Genomic DNA, 25,972 nt, shown 5'->3' with positions numbered 1-25,972 from the left:
CCTAAGTTGCTGAACATTATTCGCAAAGGAATTCATACGGCGTGAGCGATGTAAACGCCTAAGCAGCACACAATAGTTAAACAGTTGAACAGATAACACCGCAGCCTACGCAAGGGCTTACTGAGGATCCGCCCCTAAGTAAGCCCTTTAGTCGTCTATTAACTGCGTGCATTATTAGTTACGAACTAGGTTAAGTGATACTTTTTTACGTGATCGGCGATGGCTTTGATGATTGAAGCCTTGATATTTTTCACGCTCTTTGAGTGTGGACACCAGAGTGAGATGGGTAACTTAAGCCCTTCAAACAACATGTCGGAGTTGACGGGCACCACACCATCCAACGCGAACTGAGATTCTGACAGCGCCTTGGGTAGCCATGCCCAGCCGAGCCCTTCCTTGATCATCTTGATGATCAGCGCCAGTTGGTCAACCTGTTCGTTATTCGCCGACAATACAAATTTATCCCCTAGGCCCTCATCCACCAGCGACTTTAAAATAAATTGGCGCTCGGTTTTTAACAGATCGCCGACGATTGCAGGTTCCATCGAGGCGAACTTTCCGCCTTCTTGTACGTAAGGCAGAAATTCCACATGACCAAGAAATGCCGTATCCATGCTATGAATAGCCGTACTATCATGGATGTTCACTATGCCAAAGTGAATCGAACCATCCACAATGCCATGCTTGATCGCCGCACGGTCACGTACCAAAAACTCGACTCGCAATGTTGGGAAATCCTGCACTAACTGTTTACGGATAAGATAGAGCGCTTGATGGGGAATAAAGCTTGGGTAAGCAATCACCACTCGCTCAAGTTCACCGTATGACAAACTGAGCGCAATTTTATCGAACACTCTGGCCTGTTCAATCGCTTGCTTGGCGTAATGATACAGAAGATGGCCGTCTTCCGTCGGCTCAACGGAGCGGCCAATACGCTCGAACAAGGTCACGGCGAGCTGATCTTCAAGATTAGTGATCACCTGTCCTATCGTAGTTCTGTGCTTGTTGAGCTTTACCGCCGCTTTACTAAAGGATAAGTGTTCATACACAGTGACAAATGCCAGCAGTTGTTCAAGACTAAAATTCATAGTGTTCCCTGCACCCTCATCAGTGAAATAAAGATAGCACCGATAAAGATTGGTAAACCAGAGAAATCAACTAGATATCAGTTCAATTTTGTGAGTTAGACGAAAATTGCAATTTTTTCAGCGCGAAATCATGGGTTGGCTCAACAAACTCATACTGGCCACCGATGGTTTCAAGCTCCAGACTGCCATTATCCTGCGTGAGTTCCAGCACGCCGTAAACGGCATTATTGGTATGTCGCAATGCCGCCGCGGGCGACATCTGTTTTACTAAACAAGCGGTAAAGATCGCCGTGAGCAATTCGCGGATCCCCGCAGGTATCACCTCAAACCTAAGCAAGGGCCGCTGGCTTAGATAGGCAGTTTTAGCCGTCACTAACATCATGCTATAACTCGTGTCATCGATAAATCTCAGGTTTTTCAGTAGCACCATCTTAGGCCCTAAAGCTAAAGCTTGTTTACAGGCATTCACCGCTTGCGCGACAGTCTCAATCTGACAATGGGTGAATTGCACCAGCTCAGAAAGATTAGCAACAATCACGTCGGCCATCGGCATAAGCTCAGTTAACAGGTGCTGACTAACTGCTTGTTCGCTATCCATTTTCTGATAACTTTCATCTAGTGAGGGATCGCACACATAAAGCGCCGCCGCACTTTGGGACTTTACCTGCATCACGGCTTCTTTGACCGCGATGCATTGCGCCACGCTCGCTTGATGGCCCGAGATAATGGCTTTGCAATGAGCCAGTAGCTCAATATTGCCCAGCCCATGCAGTAGTTCTCTGATATCGCTTGCAGGATAACAACGCCCGGTCCAACCTTGCTGGTATTGGCTATGGTTAGAGTATTGCGCAGTATTGATTGGCCAGATCTCAAGCCCCATACGTTGAACAGGAAAAACCGCCGCGCTGTTGCCCCCGTGTCCGTAGACTAAGTTGGACTGAATAGAAATAATGCCTTCCATCGAAAATCTTTTAACCTCTGAGAGTACACATCAAAAAATGGCTCGGGTTATTCGCTGCTCTATCCCAGTGGATATTGTCTTGACGATAAACAGCACAATCGCGCCAGTAAACATTTGATAAGGCAAGAACGGGATTCAACACTCTCTCCCTCACCCATTTTAAGCTGTGTTAGTGATAATCAAGGATCGCCGTTGCATCTATCACATATCCAGCCTGCAACGCCTGATACCCATCGGACAGCGCAACCGAAGTATTGATAGGCTCGGCCCGAATATTGCCCTTAACCCACACTGGCGTATAAAGGCCATGTAACTGATAGCCCTTAGGGATCTCAACCAATACCGTTTGATTTGCGGGTGGCGGCGGTGTATGGGTGCAGGCACCGGCTGAAGGCACTAACACAAATTGATTGCCAATAAGGCCTTGATGTTCGAGTGGAATGAGATAACCGCGTAGCTGCATATCATTCACTTCAAGCGCTGGGATCGCCGCGGTCGCATCTTGCTCACCGAGCACCATTTGCGCTACGGCTTCTTTAACATCTAGGCCTCGTTTTTCTGCCAGTGCTATCCGCTGAATATAGCCATCGTACTCGAGTTGGCTTAACTGGCGAGACTGCTGTGCAAGTTCATACAAATGGATCTCGCTGACCAAGGCTTTATCGCTCGCAGATAAAGCTTGTTGCTGGGAAGGATTAGGCTTAAGCACATCCCACGTGAGGATTTCTGTGGCATTAACCCAGGATGATGTCAGGAGCGCCATCAATAAAATGAAGTGTTTCATCGGTTTCATCTCCGAGAGGATGAGATTGTGCGGATCTTACGAAAGTACTTTAGCGAGTAAAAACAGTGGGTGGCTGCGTTGTTGTAGCCACCTCACTGTCTGGATGTGAGCTTGTGTCTTATAGGTTCGTTAAGTTATCCATCAGTTGGTAGAAGAAACCAATTGAGCGGCCATACTCTTCAACAAGAATACGTTCGTTCACGCCATGGAAACCTTCAAACTCCTTAACGTTCTCCAACTGTAATGCGGTAATAGTGTACACATCTGGCGCAAAATCACGGGCTTGGAAGTGTTTAGAGTCCGAACCACCAATCACAAAGAAAGGTGACACAATCAGATCGTTACCCCAGGTTTGACGGATAGTCTTCTCAAGCAATTTATAACCACCACCATTGGGATCCGCCACATTGGTTGCAGGTGTTGAGGCCGAAATATCACGAATGCTGATACGGTCATCGTTAATGGCTTTTTTCACGTGCTCGATAATCACTTCAGGCGTATCCCCAGGCATAGGTCTAAAGTTCACAACCGCCGTTGCCGCTGGCGGCAACACGTTATCTTTAATCCCCGCGTTAAACATGGTCACGGCAGTCGTGGTATGCAGCATGGCGCGCGTCACTTGGTTTTGCGACATCACTTCCATAAACTTCTTCTCAAGTTCACTCACACTATCATTGTTACCATAAGCCACGGCCTTATACATGGGCTGCTGCGATTCGGGTAACTCAGGCCCCATAAAGCGATACTGGTAACGAATTGCATCATGTATCTTGTAGGGGAACTGCGCCGCCTCAACCTTCTCAACCGCTTTGGCCAGTGCCACAATATTCGACTCTACGGGTGGTTGTGATGAGTGCCCTCCCATACCATTAATGGCAATCTCAAGACTGACATATCCCTTTTGGGCAATCCCAATCAGCGCGGTGTTTTCGCGAATACCTGGGAATACGCCGGGGATCAGCGGTGCAGATTCGTCAATCACAAAGGCAATTTTGTCATAACGTTGCTCAATAATATCCGCCGCATGTTTAGCGCCTTCGGGGCCACCCACCTCTTCATCATGACCGAAGACAAACAGGATAGTGCGATCGGGTTGGAAGCCTTCTTTGATCTTCATTTCTGCCGCTTCTAAAATCGCTTGGATTTGGTTTTTGTCGTCTAATGAACCGCGGCCCCAAATATAACCATCTTTAATGGCACCGGAGAACGGGTCAACTTTCCATTGATCACGCGACTCTGCCGCCACTGGAACCACATCTTGGTGCGCCATAAACACTGCTGGTGCTAATGCAGGATTTTTACCTTCCCATGTGTAAATCAAGCTAAATGGACGGGGTGAGCCAACCAGCTCACGCTTTAAGGTTTTGTGCACTAATGGGTACGACTTAACCAAAAAGTCGTGATAATCATTAAATGCTTTTTCATCAAAATCGCTGCGGTCTTGGTTAGAGATAGTTGGGAACTGCACCGCCTGTGAGAGACGCTGAGCCGCGCCGTCGAGATCGACTTTAACTTCGACCTTCTCAATGCCTTTCATCTGCATTGAACTGAAATCTTGGTTTTCTACTGCAAAAGTACTGGCTGACAGTGCAAGCGCAGAGGCGATACAGGTAAAGATGATTGATTGCTTTGTCATAACGAGTTTCCTTCATTAACGAGAGATTGGATTACATTTCGTGTTGATGGGCTCAGTATCATCAAAATTTTCACGTCAAACCAATCGCATTTGAAGGATTGCACCCTACATAGGCCACAGGCGATGATCCTTGGCTTGTTCCCCACACCCCATCGAAACCGACACTTAATGACTTCTCCTTTAAGAGCGATTTTTCCTTGAGTAAAGGAATAATCCAAAAAAGTGCCCTTCTTCTCAGCACAAGACAGACTTAATCGGGTATTTGATGGGTGGCATCCTACATATGTGATTATTGATTCTGTTTTTGCCACTTTATCCTCTTAAGCAACAAACATTTAAGAGGTGCATTATGTACACCGTACCCCACGAACTCGCGTTTGGCGAGATTTATCTCCCGCCGCTCCTCCTTGTCGTCACGCTCGCCTATGGTTTTACCCTATTGGTGACAAAAATCATCGTCAAAACAGGTTTTTATCGTTACGTCGGTCATCCTGTGTTAGCCGAAATCAGCCTGACAATTATCTTCTGCGGCGCTATTAGCCAATTCATTTATGTTTTTTAAGGTAAGCCATCATGTTTAAACGTTACTTCATCACATTACTGCTATTACTGGGTGCTGGCAGCGTCATCGCCCATTTTTACCAGATCTACAATCAACATCCGTGGACGCGGGACGGTCGAGTGAACGCCCATATCATTTCCATTACACCTCGGGTCACAGGTCAAATCACTCATATCTATGTGGAAGACAACAGCCATGTCAAAGAAGGCGAGCTACTGTTTGAAATCGACGATAGCCTCTATCAGGCGGCCTATCACAAAGCCATGGCTTCACAGTCGCAGGAACAGGCCGTGCTTGAAAGAGCCTTGAATGAGGACAAGCGCGCCAACGATTTGCAAAAGCGCACTCCCGGCTCAGTGCCAGTGCTCACACTCAATAATCTCAGTAATACAGTGACATCGGCCCGGGCCAGCCTTGAACTGGCGCGAGCTGGTGTCGAAGAGGCAAAATTGAATTTACAGTACACCAAAGTGTATGCCCCGACCGATGGTTTCCTGACCAGCTTTAACCTTCGTATCGGCTCACATGCGATGGCCAATACGCCCGTGGTTGCGCTTATCGACGCGAATAGTTTTTGGGTAGAAGGCTACTTTAAGGAAACCGATCTTGAAGGTGTTGCCCCCAATGATAAGGCCTTCGTGACGCTGTTGATGGATTCTGATCGGGTGTTTGACGCGCAAGTACAAAGCATTGGCTTTGGTATTGCTAAACAAGATGGCCTGAAAGGCAACGAACTGTTACCTAACATCAATCCTAATTTCCAATGGATCCGTTTGGCACAGCGTATTCCGGTCAAGGTCACGTTCAAGGCGCTTCCCACCGATTTTCAACTGCGCGTAGGCATGACGGCCTCAATCAAAGTCATCAAACAATCAGTCGAGCATTAATATGTTAAAAGCCACCTCTAAAGAAGCCATTAAAGCGGCACTGGCAGTTGTTTGCTCGCTTTGCTTAGCGATTGGGTTTCAATGGGAAAAACCCTATTGGGCTGCGATAACAGTCGCGGTGATGGCACTGGACGAAACCTTTGCTCACGCGCTGCAAAAAGGCCAAAACCGCATCATCGGCGCGCTCTTGGGCGTAGGATATGCCCTATTTCTGATCGTCTTCTTTTCTCAGGAACGCTTTTTATTTTTCGCCTTTTACTCACTGTTTTTGGCCGCCAGCCTCTTTATGGCTAGTGATAAAAAATACGGTTATATCTTCATTCAGGGTTTCTGTGTCTGCACCATCGTTTGCTGCATGGGGGGATTCGATAACACTAATACCTTCCAAACGATTGTGTTACGGCTGCAAGAGACAATGTTAGGGATTGTGGTGTTCTCTTTGATCTATAAAGTGCTTTGGCCAGTCACGACTCAAAGTATCTTTGTGGGCAAGTATGAGGCACTGCGACACGCGCTATCCGAGGCAATCGATAAGCTGCAAAATGGCCAGTTACCACAAGATGAGATTTCACGCTTACAGCAAGACACCACTTCGCTTAATCACCTGTTAGCGCTCCCCAATAGTGGCAGTTATGATTTGCAGTTTTATCAATCCCAGTGGCTGAATCGTATTCACGAGATGCATGTGATTATTCGCCTGCTTGATAGCGCGCGCCACACCGCAAGCGAGTTAACCTGTTATCTTGATGAGATCCAACAAAAACTGATGCAGGCCGAAAGCAATGACCCCACTCAAGCCCTATTGCCACAAGCACTGATTGAGCGAACACAGCCCTACGCCACGCATCCAAGCTTTTCTTACTCTCGCAGCGTTAAGCAGCATCTAAAAGAGGATGGGATGAAAGTTGTACAAGGCGTGTTTACCTTTGTCGTTGCCATCATGATATGGATTTATCTGCCCGTTCCCGGCGGCTTTGTGTTCCCTATGCTTGCAGGCGTTATCGCAGCCAACGTTCCGCTACTGCTAAGCAGCATGATTAAAGATGCCTTTTGGGCTACAATCAGTTTAGGTGGTTTTTATCTCGCACAATTTGTTTTTATCATGCCTGGATTTACAGAGCTGTGGCAGCTCGCCTGTTTCTACTTTATCAACGTGGTTGCTATCTGGAAGATCTTCGATACCCCAAGACTTGGGATATACAAGGTGCTGGGAGTCAATTTACTCTTGGTATTAACCTCTGGCGCATTAAACCTCACTCCCCGTTTTGACATCGTCATGCCCATGAGCATGATGACATATATTGTGATGGTGTTGATGATCGCAAAAATCTGCGCTGATGTGTTTCAACCTAATATCCTTGATACTCAGGCCAATATGCCCGCCAGTAACAAGGCCACGGCCAGTCACTAATACCTAAATACCTTTGCTCTAGGTAAATGCATCCATGGGGGACATCTCCCCCTCGAGGCATTTTGCGCGCCGGATAACATGTGTAACTGTATAGATCCATAACGACAGGTAAAAGTCCGTATCTTGTCCATTTTGCAGAGCGATTTGTTAAATCCCTAAAGCTGCGGCAATAATGCGCTATTTTTCAACAGTTAATAAGATACTTCCAATCCACCACTTTTATCCCACCTTGATTCAGCTCACAGAATCTAAAACTCAATCAAACTAAAGACCTAGGATATAAATTGACATTGTAAAGATAATGTTTCGTTACATTGAGATACAACCACGCCATAGCGCATACCGTTCCGTCACCCTTTATTTCCCCTCACGCTTAATTAGCCTCTCCGCTTTTACAAACGCAACATCCAGGCAGCATGCGAATAACAATTAAGCTGTTGATATTAAAGTTGTTAATGATAATTTTCCGACTATGGAGGGCAGTTGCAAATAAATATAAGCCGTGATGAAACCCTTCCTGATCGTCATGGCATTGTTAAGGGAATGAAAATATGACTACGCAAACAACCGTGGCGCGTGCGGTTCGTTTTAGTTTACTCGCTTTGGTCTCCGCCTCGGTGACACCGCAAGTATTTGCCGCCGATGAAGCGGCCGTTATCAATGATAAAGTGGAACGTATTGAGGTCACGGGTTCACGTATTAAACGTACCGATCTTGAAAATGCCTCGCCTATCGTGGTGGTGAGCGCCGCAGATATCGAAAAAGGCGGCTTTAACTCAGTGCAAGACGTGTTAGGCAACCTGTCGCAAAACTCCGGTGGGTCGATGACTCAACAGGAAGTGCACGGCTTTACCCCAGCAGCATCTGCCGTCAACCTTCGTGGTGTGGGCGCTGGACGTGTACTGACGCTGATCAACGGTAAACGTGTGCCTAAATATCCCTTTGGCGCTGGCGGCACTGATAGCTTTGTCGATACCGCCAACATTCCGTTAGGGGCGATTGAGCGTATTGAAATTTTAACCACGGGTGCCTCGGCCATTTACGGCTCCGATGCGATGGGCGGTGTAATCAACATCATCTTGAAAAAAGACGTTGAGCAAAGCACCTTCAAATACCGCCACTCAGATACCTTCGATGGCGGCCTGCAGAACAACCAGTTCTCCTTTATGACGGGTGTCAGCAGCGATAAAGCAAACCTGACCTTCTTCGCCGAATATGAAGATCGCCAAGCATTAAAAGCCTCAGACCGCCCTGAATGGGGCACTGATATAATCCCAGGTAACTATTATGCTGGTTACAGCTCCTATGGCGCCAACCTTGTGGATAGCAATGGCAAATTGCTCAAGAGCTTAAGCGCCGCCGAATGTGATGCACGCGGCTATGTGATGATGTCCAATGGCAAATGTGGTTTCGATCGCTCCGCACAGCGCGACTTTTCGCCTGAGCAAAAGCGCTACTCCACCATGATTAACCTCACCAAAGACTTAAACGACAATCATCAGCTGTATTCGCGCCTCGATTACACCCATGCCTCGACCTACACAGAAATTGAATCGGCCACTGTGGGCGACGATTTTATGTTTAACGTGTCGGGCGATAACGTCACTATCGTCGATGAGCTCAATGGCTTATCTCAAGTGTTCGATAAAAATACCGCCTTCGGCGGAGATTTTGCCGGCGCGGCCGATGGAGACTATTACTACACTCGCCGTATGTCTGAGTTAGGTCCACGCACCTCTGATTTTGAGACCAATAACTTCTCCTTCTTATTAGGCAGTAAAGGTTACCTCACGGATACTATCGAGTACGACACCTCGTGGTCGATTGCGCGCCAAACGGTAGACTCCACCACCGCAGGTTCGCCCACCTACCAAAGCATGTGGAATTACCTCACCGCGGGCACAAACGGCAATTCTCTACTGGATGTGATTTCACCGGACGATGCCGCAATGCTAGATTTCCAAGGTGGCAAGAAGGGGCAATCTACCCTGTCGAGCTTTAACGCGGGGATCAGTGGCGAAGCCTTTGAATTACCAGCAGGTACAGTGGCTTATGCCGTGGGCGTCGAATACGGTAAAGAATGGTTCTACGACAAGTCCGATAGCTTTACCAGCAATGGTGGCGTGATTGGTAAAGGCGGCAGCAGCGCTCAAGGTGAACGTGAGCAATACGCAGGTTATGCCGAAGTCGCCGTGCCCGTGATTGAAAACCTCACCGTCACCCTTGCGGGCCGTTACGACTACTATGACGATTTATCCGATGTGGGTGGTCAATTCAGTCCACAAGTCGCAGTCGAGTATCGCCCGATTGATAATCTGTTGTTACGCGGTCTGTATGCGGAAACCTTCCGAGCGCCAGATATGCAACGCTTATTTGGTGAACCAACGGCAGCCTATAGCACAGTGATCGACACTCCAACCTGTGAGGCCGCAGGTGGCACGGGCCCAGCCTGTGAGAAGATTGACTCACTGCCAATTACTATCGGTGCAAACCCAGAACTTGAAGCCGAAACCGGTAAAAACTATAACCTCGGCATGGTGTGGGATTATAACGATCTCAATTTAACCTTGGACTACTGGATTGTTGAAATCGATAACCTAGTCAATAGCCCAAGCGCCCAGTATATCTTGGATCACTCTGACGCCTTCGCCGATAAGATTTTCCGCGATGCAAGCGGCAAGTTAATTCAAGTGAATACTCAAGCCATCAACATGTCATCCCAAGAAACTTCGGGTATCGACTTCTCGGTGGGCTATCGCTATGAGACTTCAGGCTACGGCGATGTCACCGCCCGCTTGGAAGGCACCTATTTGCTGAAGTGGGAGGAGCAATTAACTCCAGATTCTGAGCCTTTAGATCTGATCGATGGTGACGGCTCTGCCCCGCAAATCCGCGGTAACTTAAATCTGGGTTGGAACTACGATGACTTCGCTACCAACCTGCTGATCAAGTACACCGACAGCATGAATGGCCAGCGTAAAGAGGCATTCATTAACAATGGCTTGGCGGATAAATACGCCGTCACTATCGACAGCCATGTCGAAGTGAACTGGGCCGCCAGCTATATGTTAACCGATGCGATTAAGTTCTCCGGCGGGATTAATAATATCTTCGATGCAGGCCCTGAGATTGACGAAACCCAAAACTCTTGGCCGCATTACCCACGTTCTTACTACAACGTTGTTGGACGTGAATATTATTTAGCGGTAGAGATGAACTTCTAATCAACCTCATGTTTTGATTAGCATTGCTTCCTAAAACACAAAGCCGAGCAACTGCTCGGCTTTTATCTATTGGCTTCACACTCAGTTACGCATAGGTATCAATCGATTCGCCTCTAGTTGCCTCACGGGCTCGCTCCTTGGCGGACTCGCTCACCTCTTCCACCTTGGCTGGCGCAGGCTGAGCGGGTAACGCTGTGGGTGAAGACGAACGGTTGGCAGCATAGCTATGCGCTAACATTGGGCTGCTTGCACTGATATTCATAGCGATCCCCTTGTCGATTTAGGCTCAATGCTCAGGTTCAATACTTAGGCTAGAAGCCAATACTTAAGTGACGCTTAAGCACTTGCGCTGAAAAATCTTTTGCCATTGGCTGCATCGGCTGCAATTGATGACCACACAATACGATAACCCCCTTGTGGCATCTAACGCACAATGCCACAATGCGAGCAAAATCAATGCGTGCCAACGGCGCCCCTCGATAGGAGCATCATCTTGACCCTTTTTGGTATTAAAAATTGCGATACAGTGCGTAAAGCACGTAAATGGATTGAAACCCATCAACTTTCGGTCAACTTCCATGACTTTAGGGAAGATGGATTAGCAGAAAAGGATCTTCAGCATTGGTGTCAAATTGCAGGATGGGAAACTGTCTTTAACAAACGCAGTACCAGTTTTCGCGCCTTGAGTGATGCAGATAAGGCCAATATCGACCAAGCCAAAGCCATTCAACTGATGCTCACTTACCCGACGCTGATCAAGCGCCCTGTGCTGGTTGTGGGTGAACAAGTGCAGGTGGGCTTTAACGAAGCCGAATATAAGAAGGTCTTTTCCCTATGACGCACGCTTCGAACACCCACCCAGTTACCGAACTGACTAAAGCGTTAATCGCCCGTCCTTCGGTCACTCCGCTGGATGAAGGCTGCCAAACCCTGATGGCCGAACGTCTTGCCGCCATTGGCTTTAATATTGAGCCCATGGTCTTTGAAGACACCACCAATATGTGGGCGCGTCGCGGTAATGAAGGCCCAGTATTTTGTTTTGCCGGCCATACCGATGTAGTGCCCGCGGGCGATTTAAGCCGCTGGCATACCCCGCCTTTTGAGCCAACCATTATTGACGGTTACCTCTATGGCCGCGGCGCGGCAGACATGAAAGGCTCACTGGCGGCGATGATCGTCGCAACCGAGCGTTTTGTGGCTAAGCACCCAAATCATCCCGGCTCGATTGCGTTTTTGATCACCAGTGATGAAGAAGGCCCCTTTATCAATGGCACCACACGGGTTATCGACACCCTAGAAGCCCGTAATGAAAAAATCACTTGGGCGCTGGTGGGCGAACCCTCATCGACCCTAAAACTCGGTGATGTGGTCAAAAATGGGCGCCGTGGCAGCCTGACCGCCAACTTAACCGTTAAGGGCATTCAGGGCCATGTGGCCTATCCGCACCTTGCGGATAACCCAATCCACAAAGCCGCGCCGTTTTTAGCCGAGTTAAGCCAAACCCATTGGGATAATGGCAACGAATTCTTCCCGCCCACCAGCATGCAAATCGCCAATATTAATGGCGGTACGGGCGCATCGAACGTGATCCCAGGCACCCTAGAGGTGATGTTTAACTTCCGTTATTCGACCGAAGTGACCGCCGAGATATTAATCGAGCGCGTGGAAGCCCTATTAACCGCCCACGAACTGGATTATGACATCAGCTGGACCTTCAACGGCCTGCCATTTTTAACCGGCGAAGGCCCACTGTTAGACGCGACTCGCCATGCTATACGTCAGATCACTGGCTATGATACCGATCCGCAAACCACGGGCGGCACCTCAGATGGACGCTTTATTGCACCAACGGGCGCCAAAGTGTTGGAACTCGGTCCAGTGAACGCCACTATCCATAAAGTGAACGAGTGCGTGAAGATCGACGATCTCGAGCAGTTAGCCCTGTGCTACGAAGTGATTTTGGAACAATTACTGTGTTAAACGCCACCCCACGCTTAGCCAACACCGCCCAGCTTTATGGGATAGTGAGTGGAATAGAAAGTGGAATAGAGAGCGGTATAGAAAGTGGTGTCACAAGCGGTTTAGACACGGGCTTACAGACCGACTTATCCGCTGCTGCAACCCAAAAGTCAGCGGATAAGCTGAAGCTAGTCGAACTGCTGAGTCCCTATCACCCGAGCGAAACACGCTTCATGCTGGAGGCTCAAACTGCCCTCGCCTTTAAGGCGATGGCGGACAGCGCCGCCAAAGATGGGATAGCCCTCGCGATTTGCTCGGCCTATCGGCCTTTTGACCGGCAACTCGCCATTTGGAACGCCAAGGCCAGCGGTAAACGTGCAGTGCTGGATATCAACGAGCAGCCCGTGGATATCAGTCCACTGAGCGATGATGCATTAGTCGATTTGATTTTGCTCTGGTCGGCACTGCCCGGCGCGTCACGTCATCACTGGGGCACAGATATCGATGTGTTTGATGCCAAGCAAATCGAGGTAAAATCCCTGCGGTTAGTGGAAGCCGAATACACTGATGGCGGCCCCTGCGCCCACTTGCACCAGTGGCTACTCCAGCACGCCAAGGATTTTGGGTTTTATTTTCCTTTTCAGCGCGGTAAAAGCGCCGTCAGCGCCGAGCCTTGGCATATCAGCTATTTCCCCGTGTCTCAAACCCTGTTACCCCAATTTGAGGTGCAGGCCTTAGCGCAGGTTATCCAGCACAGCGATATGTTGCTTAAAGACGCGGTGCTCGCCCGCTTACCCGTGCTTGTCGCGGAATATGTACATCGAATAGCGAAGCCTTAAGGTGTCGCCATTCGCACAACTTGATGGCGCCTTACACTCGGCGCTTATCTTTAAAAGTAGGTTTTATGGATTTTTCTTCACACAGAAAACAACTCAACATCGCCGGTAGCCAACTCAGTTACCTCGATATAGGTTCAGGCCCAGCGCTGTTATTTGGCCACAGTTACCTCTGGGATAGCGCCATGTGGGCGCCGCAAATTGCCAGCTTAAGTCAACACTACCGCTGCATCGTGCCCGAACTCTGGGGACACGGCCAATCGGGCGCCGTCCCAGAAAGCTGCAACAGCCTCTTAGACATCAGCGAGCATATGCTGACCCTGATGGATAGCCTCAATATCGAGCAATTTGCGGTTATCGGTTTATCCGTGGGTGCCATGTGGGGCGCCGAGCTCGTGCTTAAAGCCCCCGCGCGCGTCAATGCTCTGGTGATGCTCGACAGTTTTATCGGGTTTGAGCCCGAGATCACCCGCGCTAAATATTATGGCATGCTGGACATGATCCAAGCCGCCGGCAGCATTCCTGCGCCACTCATCAGCGCCATTTCGCCACTGTTTTTCGCCGATAATGCCAAACAAAATAACCCCGAATTAGTACAGCGTTTTGAAGACTACTTGGCCGCGCAAACGCCAGAGACTATCCCGAGCATAGTTAAGCTTGGCCGAATGATTTTTGGCCGCCGCGATACCATGGAGTTTGCCGAGCAATTGACTCTGCCCTGTTTAGTCATGGTCGGAGTCGAAGACAAGGCCCGCAGCGTGCTCGAAAGTTACCTGATGAGCGATGCCATCGACGGCAGTCAATTAGTGCATATTCCTAACGCTGGGCATATTTCTAGCCTAGAGCAAGCCGAGTTTGTCACTGAGCATTTAACTCGGTTTTTAGCGAAAGTATTGTAACGGCGCACGTATCAGCAATGTGCCACCCAACCGTGGCACATTGGATAGACCAGCAAGCGTAAATTAACTGGTATACTCTTGCTAAAAATGTGCAGCTTGCATCACTTAGGGCAATAAAGACATTTTAATATGTCAATAAAACAATAGGTTAAAATGAAACTACTCAAACCCTTATTCGATAACAACCGCCGCTGGGCCGGACGCATTCGCCAAGAGCACCCTGATTTTTTTGAGCAGCTGGCGAAACAGCAGAACCCTGAATATCTTTGGATTGGTTGTTCCGACAGCCGAGTACCTTCAAACCAAATCATCGATTTAATGCCGGGCGAAGTCTTCGTTCACCGCAATATTGCCAACATGGTGATCCACACCGATCTTAACTGCCTATCTGTTCTGCAATACGCCATCGATGTGCTTAAGGTGAAGCACATTATGGTAGTAGGCCATTACGGCTGTGGTGGTGTACGTGCGGCCATGGGGAATCAACGCTTAGGGCTTATCGACAATTGGCTCGGTCATTTACGTGATGTTTACCGTCTTCATCAGGATGAATTAATGCAAATGGATGATGCCAAGCGTTTCGACCGTCTGTGTGAACTCAACGTAATTGAACAGGTTTCTAATGTCACCAGCAGCACAATCGTGCAGGAAGCTTGGTCTCGCGGCCAAGAACTGGCGATCCACGGCTGGATTTACGGTATTGATAATGGTCTATTAACCGACCTTGATGTGACTGTCGATCGCGCGCAAAAGATTTAAATCGGTTTGCGTTAAACGCGCCATAAGCGCCGCCAAAAACCTGCCCCGTGCAGGTTTTTTGTTTTAATGCATGCCAATATCTATCGCACGCCACATACAAGATCCAACCGCCTAACTTAACTTGCTGCCAAGGTGCTTCCACACTCGCCCCATTGGCTCTGAACGACGCAGTTAATCTCCACCAATCGGCTAAGCCACGAGCTACACCTCGCTTAAGGGACTCCCATGCCCTAATACAACGGCTCGCAAAGGCTAACATGCACGAACACATGCAATAACACAGTGTTAAGTGAGCAAAATCTAAGCTCGAAACGTCAACATGACCTTATTTTCATCAATAAAACATCGCAAGGGATCTTTAGCCCAGTTATAATCCGCCAGTTAATTGCAGCGCGACCATGCGCCACAAATTCTAAGGAGATACCTTCCATGCCCGGTTTTGAATTATTTGGTCCAGAAGAAAAGCAAGAAGTCGCCGATGTGATGGAGCACGGCTTTACCTTCCGTTATAACTTCGACCATATGCGTAATGATCGCTGGAAGACTCGCGATATGGAGCAACTGCTCTGCGAGAAAATGAATGTTAAGCATGCTCACCTCTTATCTAGCGGTACTGCTGCGCTGCAAACAGCCTTAATGGCGGCAGGCATTGGTGCTGGCGACGAAGTTATCGTGCCACCTTTTACCTTTGTTGCTTCTGTAGAAGCGATTTTCATGGCCGGTGCTGTGCCAATTTTTGCCGAAATCGACGAGACACTGTGTCTATCACCAGAAGGCATTGAAGCGGCGATCACCCCACGTACTAAAGCAGTGAACTTAGTACACATGTGTGGCTCTATGGCCAAGATGGACGAAATCAAAGCCGTTTGCGCTAAGCACAACATCGTATTGTTAGAAGATGCTTGCCAAGCCATTGGTGGCAGCTACAAGGGCCAAGCCCTAGGTACTATCGGTGATGTAGGTTGTTACTCTTTCGATTCTGTTAAAACCATCACCTGTGGTGAAGGCGGCGCGGTGATCACCAATAACACCGAAATCTACGATCACGCCCATATGTTCTCCGATCACGGCCATGACCATATTGGTAAAGACCGTGGCGCCGAGTCACACCCGATTATGGGTTTGAACTTCCGTATCTCTGAAATGAACGCGGCCTTAGGTTTAGCCCAGTTACGTAAACTCGATACCATTATCGACATTCAACGTAAAAACAAAAAAGTCATTAAAGAAGCGATGGCGAGCATTCCTGAAGTCAGCTTCCGCGAAATTCCCGATCCAGAGGGTGATTCAGCTGGCTTCTTAAGCTTTATGTTACCAACAGAAGCACGTACCCAAGAGATCAGCAAAAAACTGGCTGAGAATGGCGTTGACGGTTGCTTCTACTGGTACGTGAACAACTGGCATTATCTGAAAAACTGGAAACACATTCAGGAGCTTAAGGCCCCTGCTGCGTTGCCAATCACATTAATCGCCGACAGACCTGACTATACTCAAATTTCTGTGCCGAAATCTGATGCCATTATGAGCCGCACTATTTCCATGCTCATTAAATTGTCTTGGACCGATGCTCAGATTGCCGAGCGTATTGAAAACATTAAGAAAGCATTTGCCCAATAATTAAACGGGAGTTTTTGCAATGAGTTTTAAAAATTTTAAAGTAGTTGAAAAGATGATCTTCGGTCGTGGCTCCTTCGCACAATTAGACGAAGTATTAGCTGCTCAGCGTAAGGCCGACGATGACTTCGTGGTATTTTTAGTCGATGACGTTCACCAAGGCAAACCACTCGAAGCACGCATCCCAGTGAAAGCCCAAGACTTACTGATTTGGGTTAACGTAGATGATGAGCCAAGCACAGTGCAAATCGACACTCTGACCGAGCAAGTTCAAGCCTTCAACGGCAAACAACCGGTTAGCGTCGTCGGTTTAGGTGGCGGTTCAACCATGGACGTCGCAAAAGCGGTATCACTAATGCTGACCAACCCAGGCGGCTCTGCCATGTACCAAGGTTGGGATTTAATCAAAAACCCAGCGGTTCACCACATTGGTATTCCAACGATTTCAGGTACGGGTGCTGAGGCATCACGCACCGCAGTATTATGTGGTCCAGTGCGTAAACTGGGTCTGAACTCAGATTACACAGTGTTCGACCAAATCATCATGGACTCTGAGTTAATCGAAGGTGTTGAAACTGACCAATGGTTCTACACAGGTATGGATTGCTATATCCACTGCGTTGAATCATTAGAAGGTACCTTCTTAAACGAATTCTCTAAGTCATACGCCGAAAAAGCCATGGAGCTTTGCCGCCAAGTGTACTTAGAAGATCACCCAGAAAAAGACGACAAGCTGATGATGGCGTCATTTATGGGCGGTATGAGTATCGCTTACAGCCAAGTGGGTGCATGCCACGCGGTATCTTATGGTCTGTCTTACATCCTCGGCTACCACCATGGTATCGGTAACTGTATCGCCTTCGACGTGTTAGAAGAATTCTACCCAGAAGGTGTGGCTGAATTCCGTCTGATGATGAAGAAGCACAACATCACTCTGCCGAAGAACATCTGTAAAGATCTGCCAGATGAAACCATCGCGAAAATGGTTGCCGTGACTAAGAGCATGGGTCCATTATGGGCAAACGTGTACGGCCCAACATGGGAAGAGAAAGTCACTGACGAAATGTTGACTGCGCTGTTCCGTCGCATTTAAGCTCTCAAGCAGATGACAAGGGCTCGTTGTGAGCCCTTTTGTCTATCTACACTGCATATCTTTGATAAATTAGGATAATTTAATGAATGTGACTCTGTTAATCCCGGCGCGTTACGGTTCAAGCCGCTTCCCGGGCAAGCCCTTAGCCCCGATTAACGGCAAGCCGATGATCCAACACGTGTATGAACGCGCGTCGTTAGCCAAAGGCCTCACCAATATTTATGTTGCAACCGATGATGAGCGTATCAAAAGCGCCGTAGAAGGCTTCGGTGGCAAAGTGGTCATGACCAGCCCTGATGCGGCATCGGGCACAGACCGTATCAATGATGCGATTAACCAATTAGGTTTGAAGGATGACGATCTGGTCATCAACCTTCAAGGCGACCAACCCCTAATCGACCCGACTTCCATCGAGCAAGTGATCAGCCTCTTCGAACGTCATCCAGGCGAGTTTGAAATGGCGACCCTCGGCTATGAAATTGTCAACAAAGCCGAGCTCGACGATCCAATGCATGTGAAGATGGTGTTCGATAACGACTATTACGCGCTGTATTTCTCCCGCGCACGTATTCCCTTCGGCCGCGATACCAAAGATTATCCAGTTTACAAACACTTAGGTGTGTATGCTTACACCCGCAGATTCGTGCAAGCCTTCGCTGCCCTCCCCTTAGGTCGTCTCGAAGATCTGGAAAAATTAGAGCAGCTACGTGCCCTAGAACATGGCCATAAGATCAAAGTCGCCATCAGCGCCTTCGACTCAATCGAAGTTGACACGCCGGAAGATATTCGTAAGTGTGAGCAGCGTTTAGCCGTTGATTAATCAGGGCGTTGCTCAATAAGGAGTTGTCATGTCGAGCTTAGAAGTGTGGATCATTATTATTTTGGTGGTCGGTGTGATTGCCAGCAATCTTGCCGCACTGAAATACAGTGCAAAATTCAAACTGCCACAGTTTGGTCAGCACGATAAAGAAAAGCAGTTAAAGACCGATAATCGCGCGAACTCCTCACCCGATGCCGATAAGTCTGCGGATACGGCGATTGAAAATCGCGATAAATCAACCCAAGTTGAGCAAGATAAACCCTAAGCGAGTCGCTTTACTCCTCTGATTTATCAATCAAAAAGGCGCAATAGCGCCTTTTTTGTGGGTGAGAAATAACGTTTCGGTATAGCTTTGCGTATACGCCCAATCTTTCAAAGCAAAGATGAAGTATTGAATTATCAAGAATAATACTCGCCACTAAAATGCGTCAGGATAAGAGCGGGCCTTACGTATTGAAGTTTCATAAAAGCCGAAGCAAGAGCGCGTGGAAAGGGACAAAAGCGTGTCAGGACGTCAGCTGTATCAAGTGAATTTCGGGTAAAAATATCTATGGGTTAACGCCCCAATTTAGCGAGGAAAGCCGCCCTGCGGGTTGACGTCACCGCCAGCGCTTTTGGCTGGCGATAAAATTTGATGGTTAGCAGACGGCACGGCTCATGTAGTAAAACCGCTCATATTCACTTGTTAAACCAAACCCTTGTCTCTTATACAAATGAACGGCAGGGCTATTTTTAAACACTTTAAGCTTCAAAATGTGAGAGCTATGCTCTTTAGCCAGACGTTCTGCCTCAGCAATAGCAATTGAGCCAATCCCACGATTCTGGTAACTCTGATCCACTTGCAAATCTCGTAACCAGCACGCTTCAGTGTCAAAAGATAATCTAACGACACCAACAAGCTTTTCTTCAAACAAAATATCAAAGTTCACAAGTTCTTGTGTCATTTGCTCAATCTGAGCTTCATCCCAATCTACAGAGTATTGTGCATAATATGGCTGCATATTCGACAGAGTAAAATATGCTGCTTTTGCTAAATCCTTAGCTGGTCTAAATGTAACCACTAGTCTAGTCTCCTAACGCCCCAAGCAGGGGCAAATTTTAAACTGGCTAAATTTAAACTGGCTAAAGTTAGGAGCGAAACGACGGGAGCCAGCTTAAAATTGTCCCGTTAACTTGGCGCGCTGGGGGATCCCCTCATAATTTAGGTCTTCCAGCGTCATGAACTAAGTTTATATATTCGACTAATGCCCAGCGAAAAATTGCCTCCTTTACCGGATATTTGTCTCTTTTACGTACTTCCTTTCCAAGTCTAACAATTGATAGCACTGCCCGCTGTCTCACGGTATTGGCTTGAAAATATCTTTGCCATCCAAGGTGTTGTGCCGCTAACCCAATACACCATAACACGATTTCAGCTAGCATAGCGATGAGCAGCAATACATCATATCGCTTTGGACAACGGCTGCGGCTTTGTCTGAGGCCCATGCCATATTGCGGACTTTTTAAATCGCGGAAGGTTTCTTCAATTTGCATTCGTTTAGCATACAAATCGACGACCTTCGAAGGGCCAAAGTAGTCCGGCGGTAAATTGGTGGCGAGTAGCCAAGGCTCTTTACTCCCTAAGCTGTAACTCTTTTGTGCGGTGTGATTTCGCCCAGCCTTAGAAGAACGTTTATCCTTACGCAGCTTAGGTTTAGCTTTAAACAAGTGCAGGCAACATTGTAGTGGAGACTTGCGTGCTAACTTGACGCTACCTATGTATTTCGCGGTTGAATTCGCTTTAGGATAGAGGGATTTATTTGACTGCCATGATGTTTGGCCGTTGAGCATAAAACTGACGTCACCGCGAACTCTCCCTAGCCAAAACCAACCATGGCGTTCGACTTCCCTAAACCAAGTATTGCGATAACCTGCATCGGTGATGATGAGCGGGCAGCATCCTGGCGGCAATACGTTAGCAAGCTCAGCTAAGAAAGTGTTATGACTGCGTGGGGCATTGTAATCTTCAAACAGAAAAGTGCGTTCGTACAAAGTAATGGAGCGACCTTTAACACTGATTGATGCGCGTAAGGTCATCATTCGCAGTTGCTCGCGTACATCAGACCAATCCACAAGAATAATGGGCATCGGATTTGCGCCGCAGAGATATTGTGCATGCCATTGATAAATAGCGAACTTATCTTTGATAACATGTAAATTTCCGAGCAGTCGGTCAATGCGCTTGATATTGTGTTTTGGTGCAACATTCCCCGTTATGTTCCGTCCTAACTGGGTTAACGAGAGTTGATTACCATCGAGTAAAGACTCGGTAGCAACCATCAGAGAATTAAGGCGTTTTTGATGTATTTGAGGGCATTGTTTTTTGAGTAAATCGTGTAATATGTCGATATTACGCATGATGTTGGATCTAGTAGGTTTTTGGCGAAATTGATTAGATCAAACAGCATCATGCGTGTCTACTTATTTGAATCCCATCGAATTTATCTGGGGATTCACTAGCTTGGCGCGTTATATTTTGATAAACGCAGATATGGAGTTATCCCATGAATACTCATGCTCATAGTCTTCTATATCTAGTAATGAAATAAACCTATCACATTGGTTTAAAACTGCACCTAGAGATACGTAATTCCAGTTTTCACCATTTTTTAGGTACTCTTCAGTTTCTAAACCAGAAAATAAAGTCCAGCCACTATAATTCTCTTCCTCTTCTGATGGGGGCTCGCGATACAATTGACCAACGGGTAACCCATCTTTTAATACTTGTGAAGTTACATAACATCTGGGTAGGTACTTTTCGACAATATCTTCTTCAGTTTCTTCTATGTCGGTTTGCATTATGTGCTTAGCTTCAAACTCAACTAGATCCTGATATTTAATATCTGGTATGTAACTTGGGTCATTGTCCAAGGTACCTTTATAGCAACCATTGTTAGCTTCAGTAATAATTACCCACATCCTTTCAGCCGTCCAACCATGCTCATTTTCAACACCACATTTAAACATTAGCTTTACAATATTTCCTTCTTTCAGTTGCTTGATCACCGAACTTGAAGGTAAATAAAAAGTGTATGGAGCCCCCTTACCGATAATAGTAACATCTTCCAATGACCAAGTTTTACTCACGATATCTCCATAACGCTTTGCTAATGGGCAGCCGAAACGCAGTGTAGGCTGTCCCGTGGAGGCCACGCTTTTAGTGGCCGGAACGAAATTAAGCAACTTGTTATGAAGCATTTAATAGCTTCGCCATCTTGTTGATTTTTATAATGTCTATTTCTCCTACCAGAACCGGATTGGCTAAGGCGTAAATATAGTCTTCGATCTCTGCATAATTTAGATCGTCCCTACACTCGATAAAATTAGCCCAAAGTTCTAGATCATCAGCCGTAATTTCGTTCAAGAGAAACTTATCTAATACATTGGCTAAATCTTCTTTTGTAACCTTAACCAACTCAACTTCACTGTCGAACGGGAAGCTTGCTAAAGCCGAATAAGCAAACTCTCTTTTGTCTCCGAATCTGACTATTTGTTTAAGAGCTTCAACTCGATCCATGTTCATGCTTCATAACGCCCAATTAAGGGGTGAACAACGCCTCCACCCAACCTAAAGCATTGTGCCATAAACACTAAATTTGAAGTAAAAACAAAAATGCCAAGCGTTGTGAATCCCTCTTAAATTGCTTGTTAGGCTACCAGTTGGGAAAGTCACTTTTGTTCTGGTAATTGACCAATTCTATCTAAAAATTTGGCTAGTCCCGGCCATTCCACACTATTGATTCTGTTTTCTCTGTTCTTAAAGAATTCGTCAAAACTTTTTCGTTCTTTATTGGTCATTTCGGGAGTAAGTTCAGCTAATTTAGGTGAAAGTGAAAATCCACTTATATTCAATCTTTTCCCTCTGACAGCATCATTGAAATCCAAAAATAGTTCATACGTAACTTCTAACTTGCCTGGTAGCAAATCCCACTCAAGTACCTCAAAAGCAATCCCATTATCTGGAACAATTGATTTATGGTGCAATATACAATGCCTTATTTTTCTAAGGTCTCCCATTAATGGACATTCGATATACCTTGCTTCATACCCCGTAACTTTGGCTACACGGTGGCGATATACCTCGTCCCATAATGAATACATTGTGCATAACAATGACTTTCTAATTTCATTGGAAAAGTGGCTATTTTTCCCACTTTTCGTAATAAACTCTTTTGTGTTTACCCTAGCGTGCATCTTTGGATTATCTTCGCAATCAGAAGCAATCCAAGTTTGATGCCCTTCCGTGAGACTCTGCTTTGCTAGCTCTAAACCTGCCACCTCAATACCTTTGGTCGCAAAATGCATACAAGCAACAAATTCATCGAATGTATTTATGAACTCACTCATTACATTGTTAACGTCTTCGCTCTGTCGCTTTGTCACTAAAACTATCCTTATTTTGCTATAAACTTCACAAGTAGCCTAACGCCGCGTTAAGTAGTGAGCAACGCTACCACCGAACCTAAACCATTGTACCGTAAACACAAAAGCCAATTCATACCCAAAATGCCACGCGTTGCGAATCTGTCTTTAACGCTTTGTTATAACACAGTTTTACACGTCATCTTCAGACAGTATTTGGCGACAATTACGAACTGTTAGCACGCGGATTTCGTGACTTAAGCTGTAGATAATCCGATAGTGACCAAAGATGATTTCACGATAGTTCGTATGGGGCATTTCAGGAACAAAGCGCCCCATTTCAGGCATGCTTCCAAGTAGTTCGGTTTTATCAAAAACTTCATTTACCCACTTTTCTGCCGCAGATGGATTATCCAAAGAAATAAACTCCGCTGCATCGCCTAGCTTCTGAAGCGCTAATGGAGACCAAACTACTTTCATTTCTTAATGCGCCCCAGTACTTGAGCACGAGCATCATCATTGGAAACACCAAGGCCTGAAGCTAATTGAGCTTCAGCTGTGCGCATTTCTTCTAGTAATTCGATTTTCTCTTGCATTGCTTCATACTCTGCAACATCAAGAACAACAGCAACACCTTTACCACGCTGTGTAATGACCAATGGACGGCGAGTCTCATTGATTTGTTTGATGTAAGAAGCAACACCTGCACGAAATTCAGATAACGGCTGAATATCTTGATCGAAATGAATACGACTCATATTGAACTCCAATTGGTACAAAATAACGTACAGATAATAGTTCAACTAACCGTTTTGAGCAAGAAGTTGATTCTGTGTTATAACGCCGCGCTCTGCGGAAATTTAGGAGCGCCAGCGAGTAAATTTTCCGTAGCAGCGCCTTGTTATATTTCATTTCCCTTTCGCTCTCGATATCACACCCATCATGGAGTGAGAAAATTGTCCAATTTCTGCTTTTTCATCGAGCTTATCGGAAATATATTTACCTGTTGCAGCCACCCCACCTAGGGGAAGTAATGCACCCAAGAAAGGGGCAAGAACTGGAAACATCGTTACAGCTAGTGTGCCACCAGCAATTAAAGCCGTGTATTTATGTTTGGCTTGATATTTATCATTAAGTGATGAAATCTGCTTCTCGTGTTTCGATATGGCTCTTTCAATGTGAGAGCACACTTCGGCAGCAACATACCCTAAATCTTCGAGATTGGTATTAGGCAAACTGTTAACTAAATCTCTTAGCTCTCTCCTAAATTCAACATTCTCATCGGTCTTCCTCAATGCTACGAGCTGCGCGTCTTTGATATTGGCCAAATAATCAAGCCTTTTAGACGTAAGAGACTGTAGAATTGCTGAGGTAGATGGATCAAATGAGGCAACTTCACCAGCAGATGAATTTTTCATACTTGCGATAAGTTGGTAATAATGCGCCTGTGCGTTTACACACAGAAATGGATGACTTCTTAGCTCATCGGAATTTTCCAGTAAATGGTAGTTTGGCATAATGCGCTCAAAAATAGCGTTGGTCACAACGCTAGCATCACCTTTCGAAAACAGCTCATTACACCAATCTTCTGACCTCCATTGCCTCATTTCTGCCTTGTAATTTTCTAACTCTACTTTTAGAGGCTCCCCAGGTTCAGATCCGGGTGAGACAAAGAGCCTCGCTCCTTCAATTTTTTCAAAGTACAGGTCAGGGTATTTTGTAGCAAACTCCAAAATATCTTCAGGATGCGTTATACCTGAGTCTACATAATGCGAAAATACATCGGTGATAAGCTGAATGCTATTTTCTTGCGTTTGCTGATCATATTCTTCAAGTGACTTCTCAAAACTTGGAAATACAAAAAATGGTGGGAGATCAAATTCATCTCCTTTTAGATCACACAAATGCAATATGAAAAATGCCATCTGAAGCGGGATAACATGACTAAACTTCTCTTCGTCTCGTTTTTCTCTAGCCATGGCATTACGGGGTCTGGAATTAAAACTGTATCGGAATATAGAAGTGATTTGCGTGTAGCATTTAACTGTGTTTCTAGGAAACGACTGCTTCCGCCCAAATTCAATTTACATGCATCTAGTTTCTTAGCTGCGCTAAAGGCTTTTCCACCTTCTTCCGAATATAGTTTCTTAAGTTCCGTTTCGAGAGTTGAAAATGCCACCATAGCACTTTCAGCCCGGCTAGAGCTTTCTCTTAAACTAACAGCCATTCTTTGAATAGATTCCGAAAATCTATCCAGAGGTGAAAAGTCACGTGGCAGACGTCCTGTCACGCTGAGGAAAAACTCGGTCAATATCTCAAAGTATCTATCTTGATAAATAATTAAGTCGTGTAATTCCTGCTGACTCACTTAAGTACTCCGATTGAAATATAACTTCTTAGTATTTATGCGCTGCGCTGTTTGCAGGGCATAAATCGCTTGTTGGACTTGGCCGCTGCTGCCACATCCGTGTAAATGGGTATAAATGATGCTATAGGAATTTGCTTTTTTGCGGTAGCGGTTTTTATACAGTTTAATAGGTAATAGGTTGATATCGTTTTACCTTTCTCGTTCTTTCACGCTTATTTTTTACTGATGAATTGCCATCTAACGACTCAAAGCTCCAAGGAATACACCTCCCCTCGGAGTTGCCGCAGGGCGAATAGACAAATTGCGTGAGTCTCGGCATGGATAATGGAATGGACCCATCCACTTTTAATCGGCCTCACAATGGGCCACGATGTAGTCGCTAAAACTCATCAGAAAGAGGACGGGTCCACCTATGAAGATTACTACAATCGGTTTAGATATCGCAAAGTCTGTTTTTCATGCTGTTGGTGTCGATAAAGCTGGCAAGGTACTCAAAAAGAAAATGCTTAGACGCAAAGACTTGCTGCCCTTTCTCGCTCAAATTGAGCCTTGTCTGATTGTGATGGAAGCCTGTAGTGGCGCAAATTACTGGGCCAGAGAATTTGAGCTGTTGGGCCACAGCGTCAAGTTAATTGCTCCTCAATTTGTCGTGCCTTTTCGGCAAGGTAAC

At 46.5% G+C, this 25,972-nt stretch carries 27 protein-coding genes and 1 pseudogene; 14 read left to right on the top strand and 14 right to left on the bottom strand.

Going from position 1 to position 25,972, the window contains the following annotated elements:
* Positions 1-185: 185 nt before the first annotated feature.
* The 4 genes from L2713_RS18650 to L2713_RS18635 form a co-directional block, all read right to left on the bottom strand.
* Entirely contained in the window at positions 186-1,088 is a 903-nt protein-coding gene (locus tag L2713_RS18650; protein WP_248968915.1) for a LysR family transcriptional regulator, read from the bottom strand.
* A gap of 82 nt (positions 1,089-1,170) precedes the next feature.
* Entirely contained in the window at positions 1,171-2,049 is an 879-nt protein-coding gene (gene pdxY, locus L2713_RS18645) for a pyridoxal kinase (protein ID WP_248968914.1), read from the bottom strand.
* Between the two features lie 169 nt (positions 2,050-2,218).
* Complete coding sequence (locus tag L2713_RS18640) at positions 2,219-2,833, bottom strand: DUF3299 domain-containing protein (protein WP_248968913.1); 615 nt, start codon at positions 2,831-2,833, stop codon at positions 2,219-2,221.
* A gap of 118 nt (positions 2,834-2,951) precedes the next feature.
* Positions 2,952-4,469: a M20 family peptidase gene (locus L2713_RS18635; protein WP_248968912.1), complete on the bottom strand. Its 1,518-nt coding sequence runs from the start codon at positions 4,467-4,469 to the stop codon at positions 2,952-2,954.
* Positions 4,470-4,818: 349 nt separating this feature from the next.
* On the opposite strand from L2713_RS18635, the gene L2713_RS18630 reads away from it, so the two are divergent.
* The 4 genes from L2713_RS18630 to L2713_RS18615 all read left to right on the top strand — a co-directional run bounded on the left by L2713_RS18630 (position 4,819) and on the right by L2713_RS18615 (position 10,553).
* Positions 4,819-5,031 (top strand): DUF1656 domain-containing protein, encoded by a 213-nt coding sequence (locus tag L2713_RS18630; protein ID WP_248968911.1) that lies wholly within the window; start codon positions 4,819-4,821, stop codon positions 5,029-5,031.
* Between the two features lie 11 nt (positions 5,032-5,042).
* Positions 5,043-5,918: an HlyD family secretion protein gene (locus L2713_RS18625; protein ID WP_248968910.1), complete on the top strand. Its 876-nt coding sequence runs from the start codon at positions 5,043-5,045 to the stop codon at positions 5,916-5,918.
* A 1-nt stretch (position 5,919) separates the two neighbouring features.
* The gene (locus L2713_RS18620) at positions 5,920-7,329 is read left to right on the top strand and encodes an FUSC family protein (protein WP_248968909.1); all 1,410 of its coding nucleotides are present in this window, start codon (positions 5,920-5,922) and stop codon (positions 7,327-7,329) included.
* Positions 7,330-7,880: 551 nt separating this feature from the next.
* Positions 7,881-10,553: a TonB-dependent receptor plug domain-containing protein gene (locus tag L2713_RS18615; protein WP_248968908.1), complete on the top strand. Its 2,673-nt coding sequence runs from the start codon at positions 7,881-7,883 to the stop codon at positions 10,551-10,553.
* 85 nt (positions 10,554-10,638) lie between these two features.
* On the opposite strand, the gene L2713_RS18610 is transcribed toward L2713_RS18615, so the two are convergent.
* Positions 10,639-10,815, bottom strand: coding sequence for a hypothetical protein (locus L2713_RS18610; protein WP_164717946.1), 177 nt, complete (start codon positions 10,813-10,815; stop codon positions 10,639-10,641).
* A 231-nt stretch (positions 10,816-11,046) separates the two neighbouring features.
* Between L2713_RS18610 and L2713_RS18605 the strand changes: the two genes are divergently transcribed.
* From L2713_RS18605 to L2713_RS18565, 9 genes are all read left to right on the top strand, one after another.
* The gene (locus L2713_RS18605) at positions 11,047-11,391 is read left to right on the top strand and encodes an arsenate reductase (protein ID WP_487250722.1); all 345 of its coding nucleotides are present in this window, start codon (positions 11,047-11,049) and stop codon (positions 11,389-11,391) included.
* The gene (gene dapE / locus L2713_RS18600) at positions 11,388-12,533 is read left to right on the top strand and encodes a succinyl-diaminopimelate desuccinylase (protein ID WP_248968906.1); all 1,146 of its coding nucleotides are present in this window, start codon (positions 11,388-11,390) and stop codon (positions 12,531-12,533) included. Before L2713_RS18605 ends, dapE begins: the two co-directional genes overlap by 4 nt.
* Positions 12,527-13,351 carry a M15 family metallopeptidase gene (locus L2713_RS18595; protein WP_248968905.1) on the top strand — a complete coding sequence of 275 codons (825 nt, stop codon included), beginning with the start codon at positions 12,527-12,529 and terminating at the stop codon, positions 13,349-13,351. Before dapE ends, L2713_RS18595 begins: the two co-directional genes overlap by 7 nt.
* 65 nt (positions 13,352-13,416) lie before the next feature.
* A complete protein-coding gene (locus L2713_RS18590; RefSeq protein ID WP_248968904.1) occupies positions 13,417-14,247 on the top strand; it encodes an alpha/beta fold hydrolase in 831 nt (276 codons plus the stop codon).
* Between the two features lie 153 nt (positions 14,248-14,400).
* Entirely contained in the window at positions 14,401-15,006 is a 606-nt protein-coding gene (gene can / locus L2713_RS18585) for a carbonate dehydratase (RefSeq protein WP_248968903.1), read from the top strand.
* 429 nt (positions 15,007-15,435) lie between these two features.
* Positions 15,436-16,623, top strand: a complete 1,188-nt coding sequence (gene kdnA / locus L2713_RS18580; protein ID WP_011716906.1) for an 8-amino-3,8-dideoxy-alpha-D-manno-octulosonate transaminase KdnA — start codon at positions 15,436-15,438, stop codon at positions 16,621-16,623.
* Between the two features lie 19 nt (positions 16,624-16,642).
* Positions 16,643-17,713, top strand: a complete 1,071-nt coding sequence (kdnB, locus tag L2713_RS18575; RefSeq protein ID WP_011716905.1) for a 3-deoxy-alpha-D-manno-octulosonate 8-oxidase KdnB — start codon at positions 16,643-16,645, stop codon at positions 17,711-17,713.
* An 82-nt stretch (positions 17,714-17,795) separates the two neighbouring features.
* On the top strand, positions 17,796-18,533 hold the full coding sequence (kdsB, locus tag L2713_RS18570; RefSeq protein ID WP_011622622.1) for an 8-amino-3,8-dideoxy-manno-octulosonate cytidylyltransferase KdsB: 738 nt from the start codon (positions 17,796-17,798) through the stop codon (positions 18,531-18,533).
* A 28-nt stretch (positions 18,534-18,561) separates the two neighbouring features.
* Complete coding sequence (locus L2713_RS18565) at positions 18,562-18,798, top strand: DUF2897 family protein (RefSeq protein WP_086903492.1); 237 nt, start codon at positions 18,562-18,564, stop codon at positions 18,796-18,798.
* A 373-nt stretch (positions 18,799-19,171) separates the two neighbouring features.
* Here the strand turns inward: L2713_RS18565 and L2713_RS18560 are convergent, their stop codons facing one another.
* From L2713_RS18560 to L2713_RS18520, 9 genes are all read right to left on the bottom strand, one after another.
* Positions 19,172-19,594: a GNAT family N-acetyltransferase gene (locus tag L2713_RS18560; RefSeq protein ID WP_248968902.1), complete on the bottom strand. Its 423-nt coding sequence runs from the start codon at positions 19,592-19,594 to the stop codon at positions 19,172-19,174.
* Positions 19,595-19,727: 133 nt separating this feature from the next.
* Positions 19,728-20,930, bottom strand: a complete 1,203-nt coding sequence (locus L2713_RS18555) for an IS4 family transposase (protein WP_248968901.1) — start codon at positions 20,928-20,930, stop codon at positions 19,728-19,730.
* Between the two features lie 111 nt (positions 20,931-21,041).
* A complete protein-coding gene (locus L2713_RS18550) occupies positions 21,042-21,659 on the bottom strand; it encodes an immunity protein Imm33 domain-containing protein (RefSeq protein WP_248968900.1) in 618 nt (205 codons plus the stop codon).
* A 100-nt stretch (positions 21,660-21,759) separates the two neighbouring features.
* Positions 21,760-22,089 carry a hypothetical protein gene (locus L2713_RS18545; protein ID WP_248968899.1) on the bottom strand — a complete coding sequence of 110 codons (330 nt, stop codon included), beginning with the start codon at positions 22,087-22,089 and terminating at the stop codon, positions 21,760-21,762.
* Between the two features lie 152 nt (positions 22,090-22,241).
* On the bottom strand, positions 22,242-22,955 hold the full coding sequence (locus L2713_RS18540; RefSeq protein ID WP_248968898.1) for a hypothetical protein: 714 nt from the start codon (positions 22,953-22,955) through the stop codon (positions 22,242-22,244).
* A 171-nt stretch (positions 22,956-23,126) separates the two neighbouring features.
* Positions 23,127-23,414, bottom strand: coding sequence for a type II toxin-antitoxin system RelE/ParE family toxin (locus L2713_RS18535; RefSeq protein ID WP_029865673.1), 288 nt, complete (start codon positions 23,412-23,414; stop codon positions 23,127-23,129).
* Entirely contained in the window at positions 23,411-23,692 is a 282-nt protein-coding gene (locus L2713_RS18530; protein ID WP_000086647.1) for a type II toxin-antitoxin system Phd/YefM family antitoxin, read from the bottom strand. Before L2713_RS18530 ends, L2713_RS18535 begins: the two co-directional genes overlap by 4 nt.
* 150 nt (positions 23,693-23,842) lie before the next feature.
* A complete protein-coding gene (locus L2713_RS18525; protein WP_248968897.1) occupies positions 23,843-24,913 on the bottom strand; it encodes a hypothetical protein in 1,071 nt (356 codons plus the stop codon).
* Positions 24,826-25,302, bottom strand: a complete 477-nt coding sequence (locus L2713_RS18520) for a hypothetical protein (RefSeq protein ID WP_248968896.1) — start codon at positions 25,300-25,302, stop codon at positions 24,826-24,828. Before L2713_RS18520 ends, L2713_RS18525 begins: the two co-directional genes overlap by 88 nt.
* A 412-nt stretch (positions 25,303-25,714) precedes the next feature.
* Between L2713_RS18520 and L2713_RS18515 the strand changes: the two are divergent.
* A pseudogene (locus L2713_RS18515) lies at positions 25,715-25,972 on the top strand (IS110 family transposase); the annotation flags it as partial.

The sequence above is a fragment of the Shewanella seohaensis genome (genome assembly GCF_023283775.1).
Classification (GTDB): Bacteria; Pseudomonadota; Gammaproteobacteria; order Enterobacterales; family Shewanellaceae; genus Shewanella; species Shewanella seohaensis.
The sequence above is the reverse complement of the archived record's forward strand: the minus strand, read 5'-3'. Positions and strand labels throughout refer to the sequence as shown.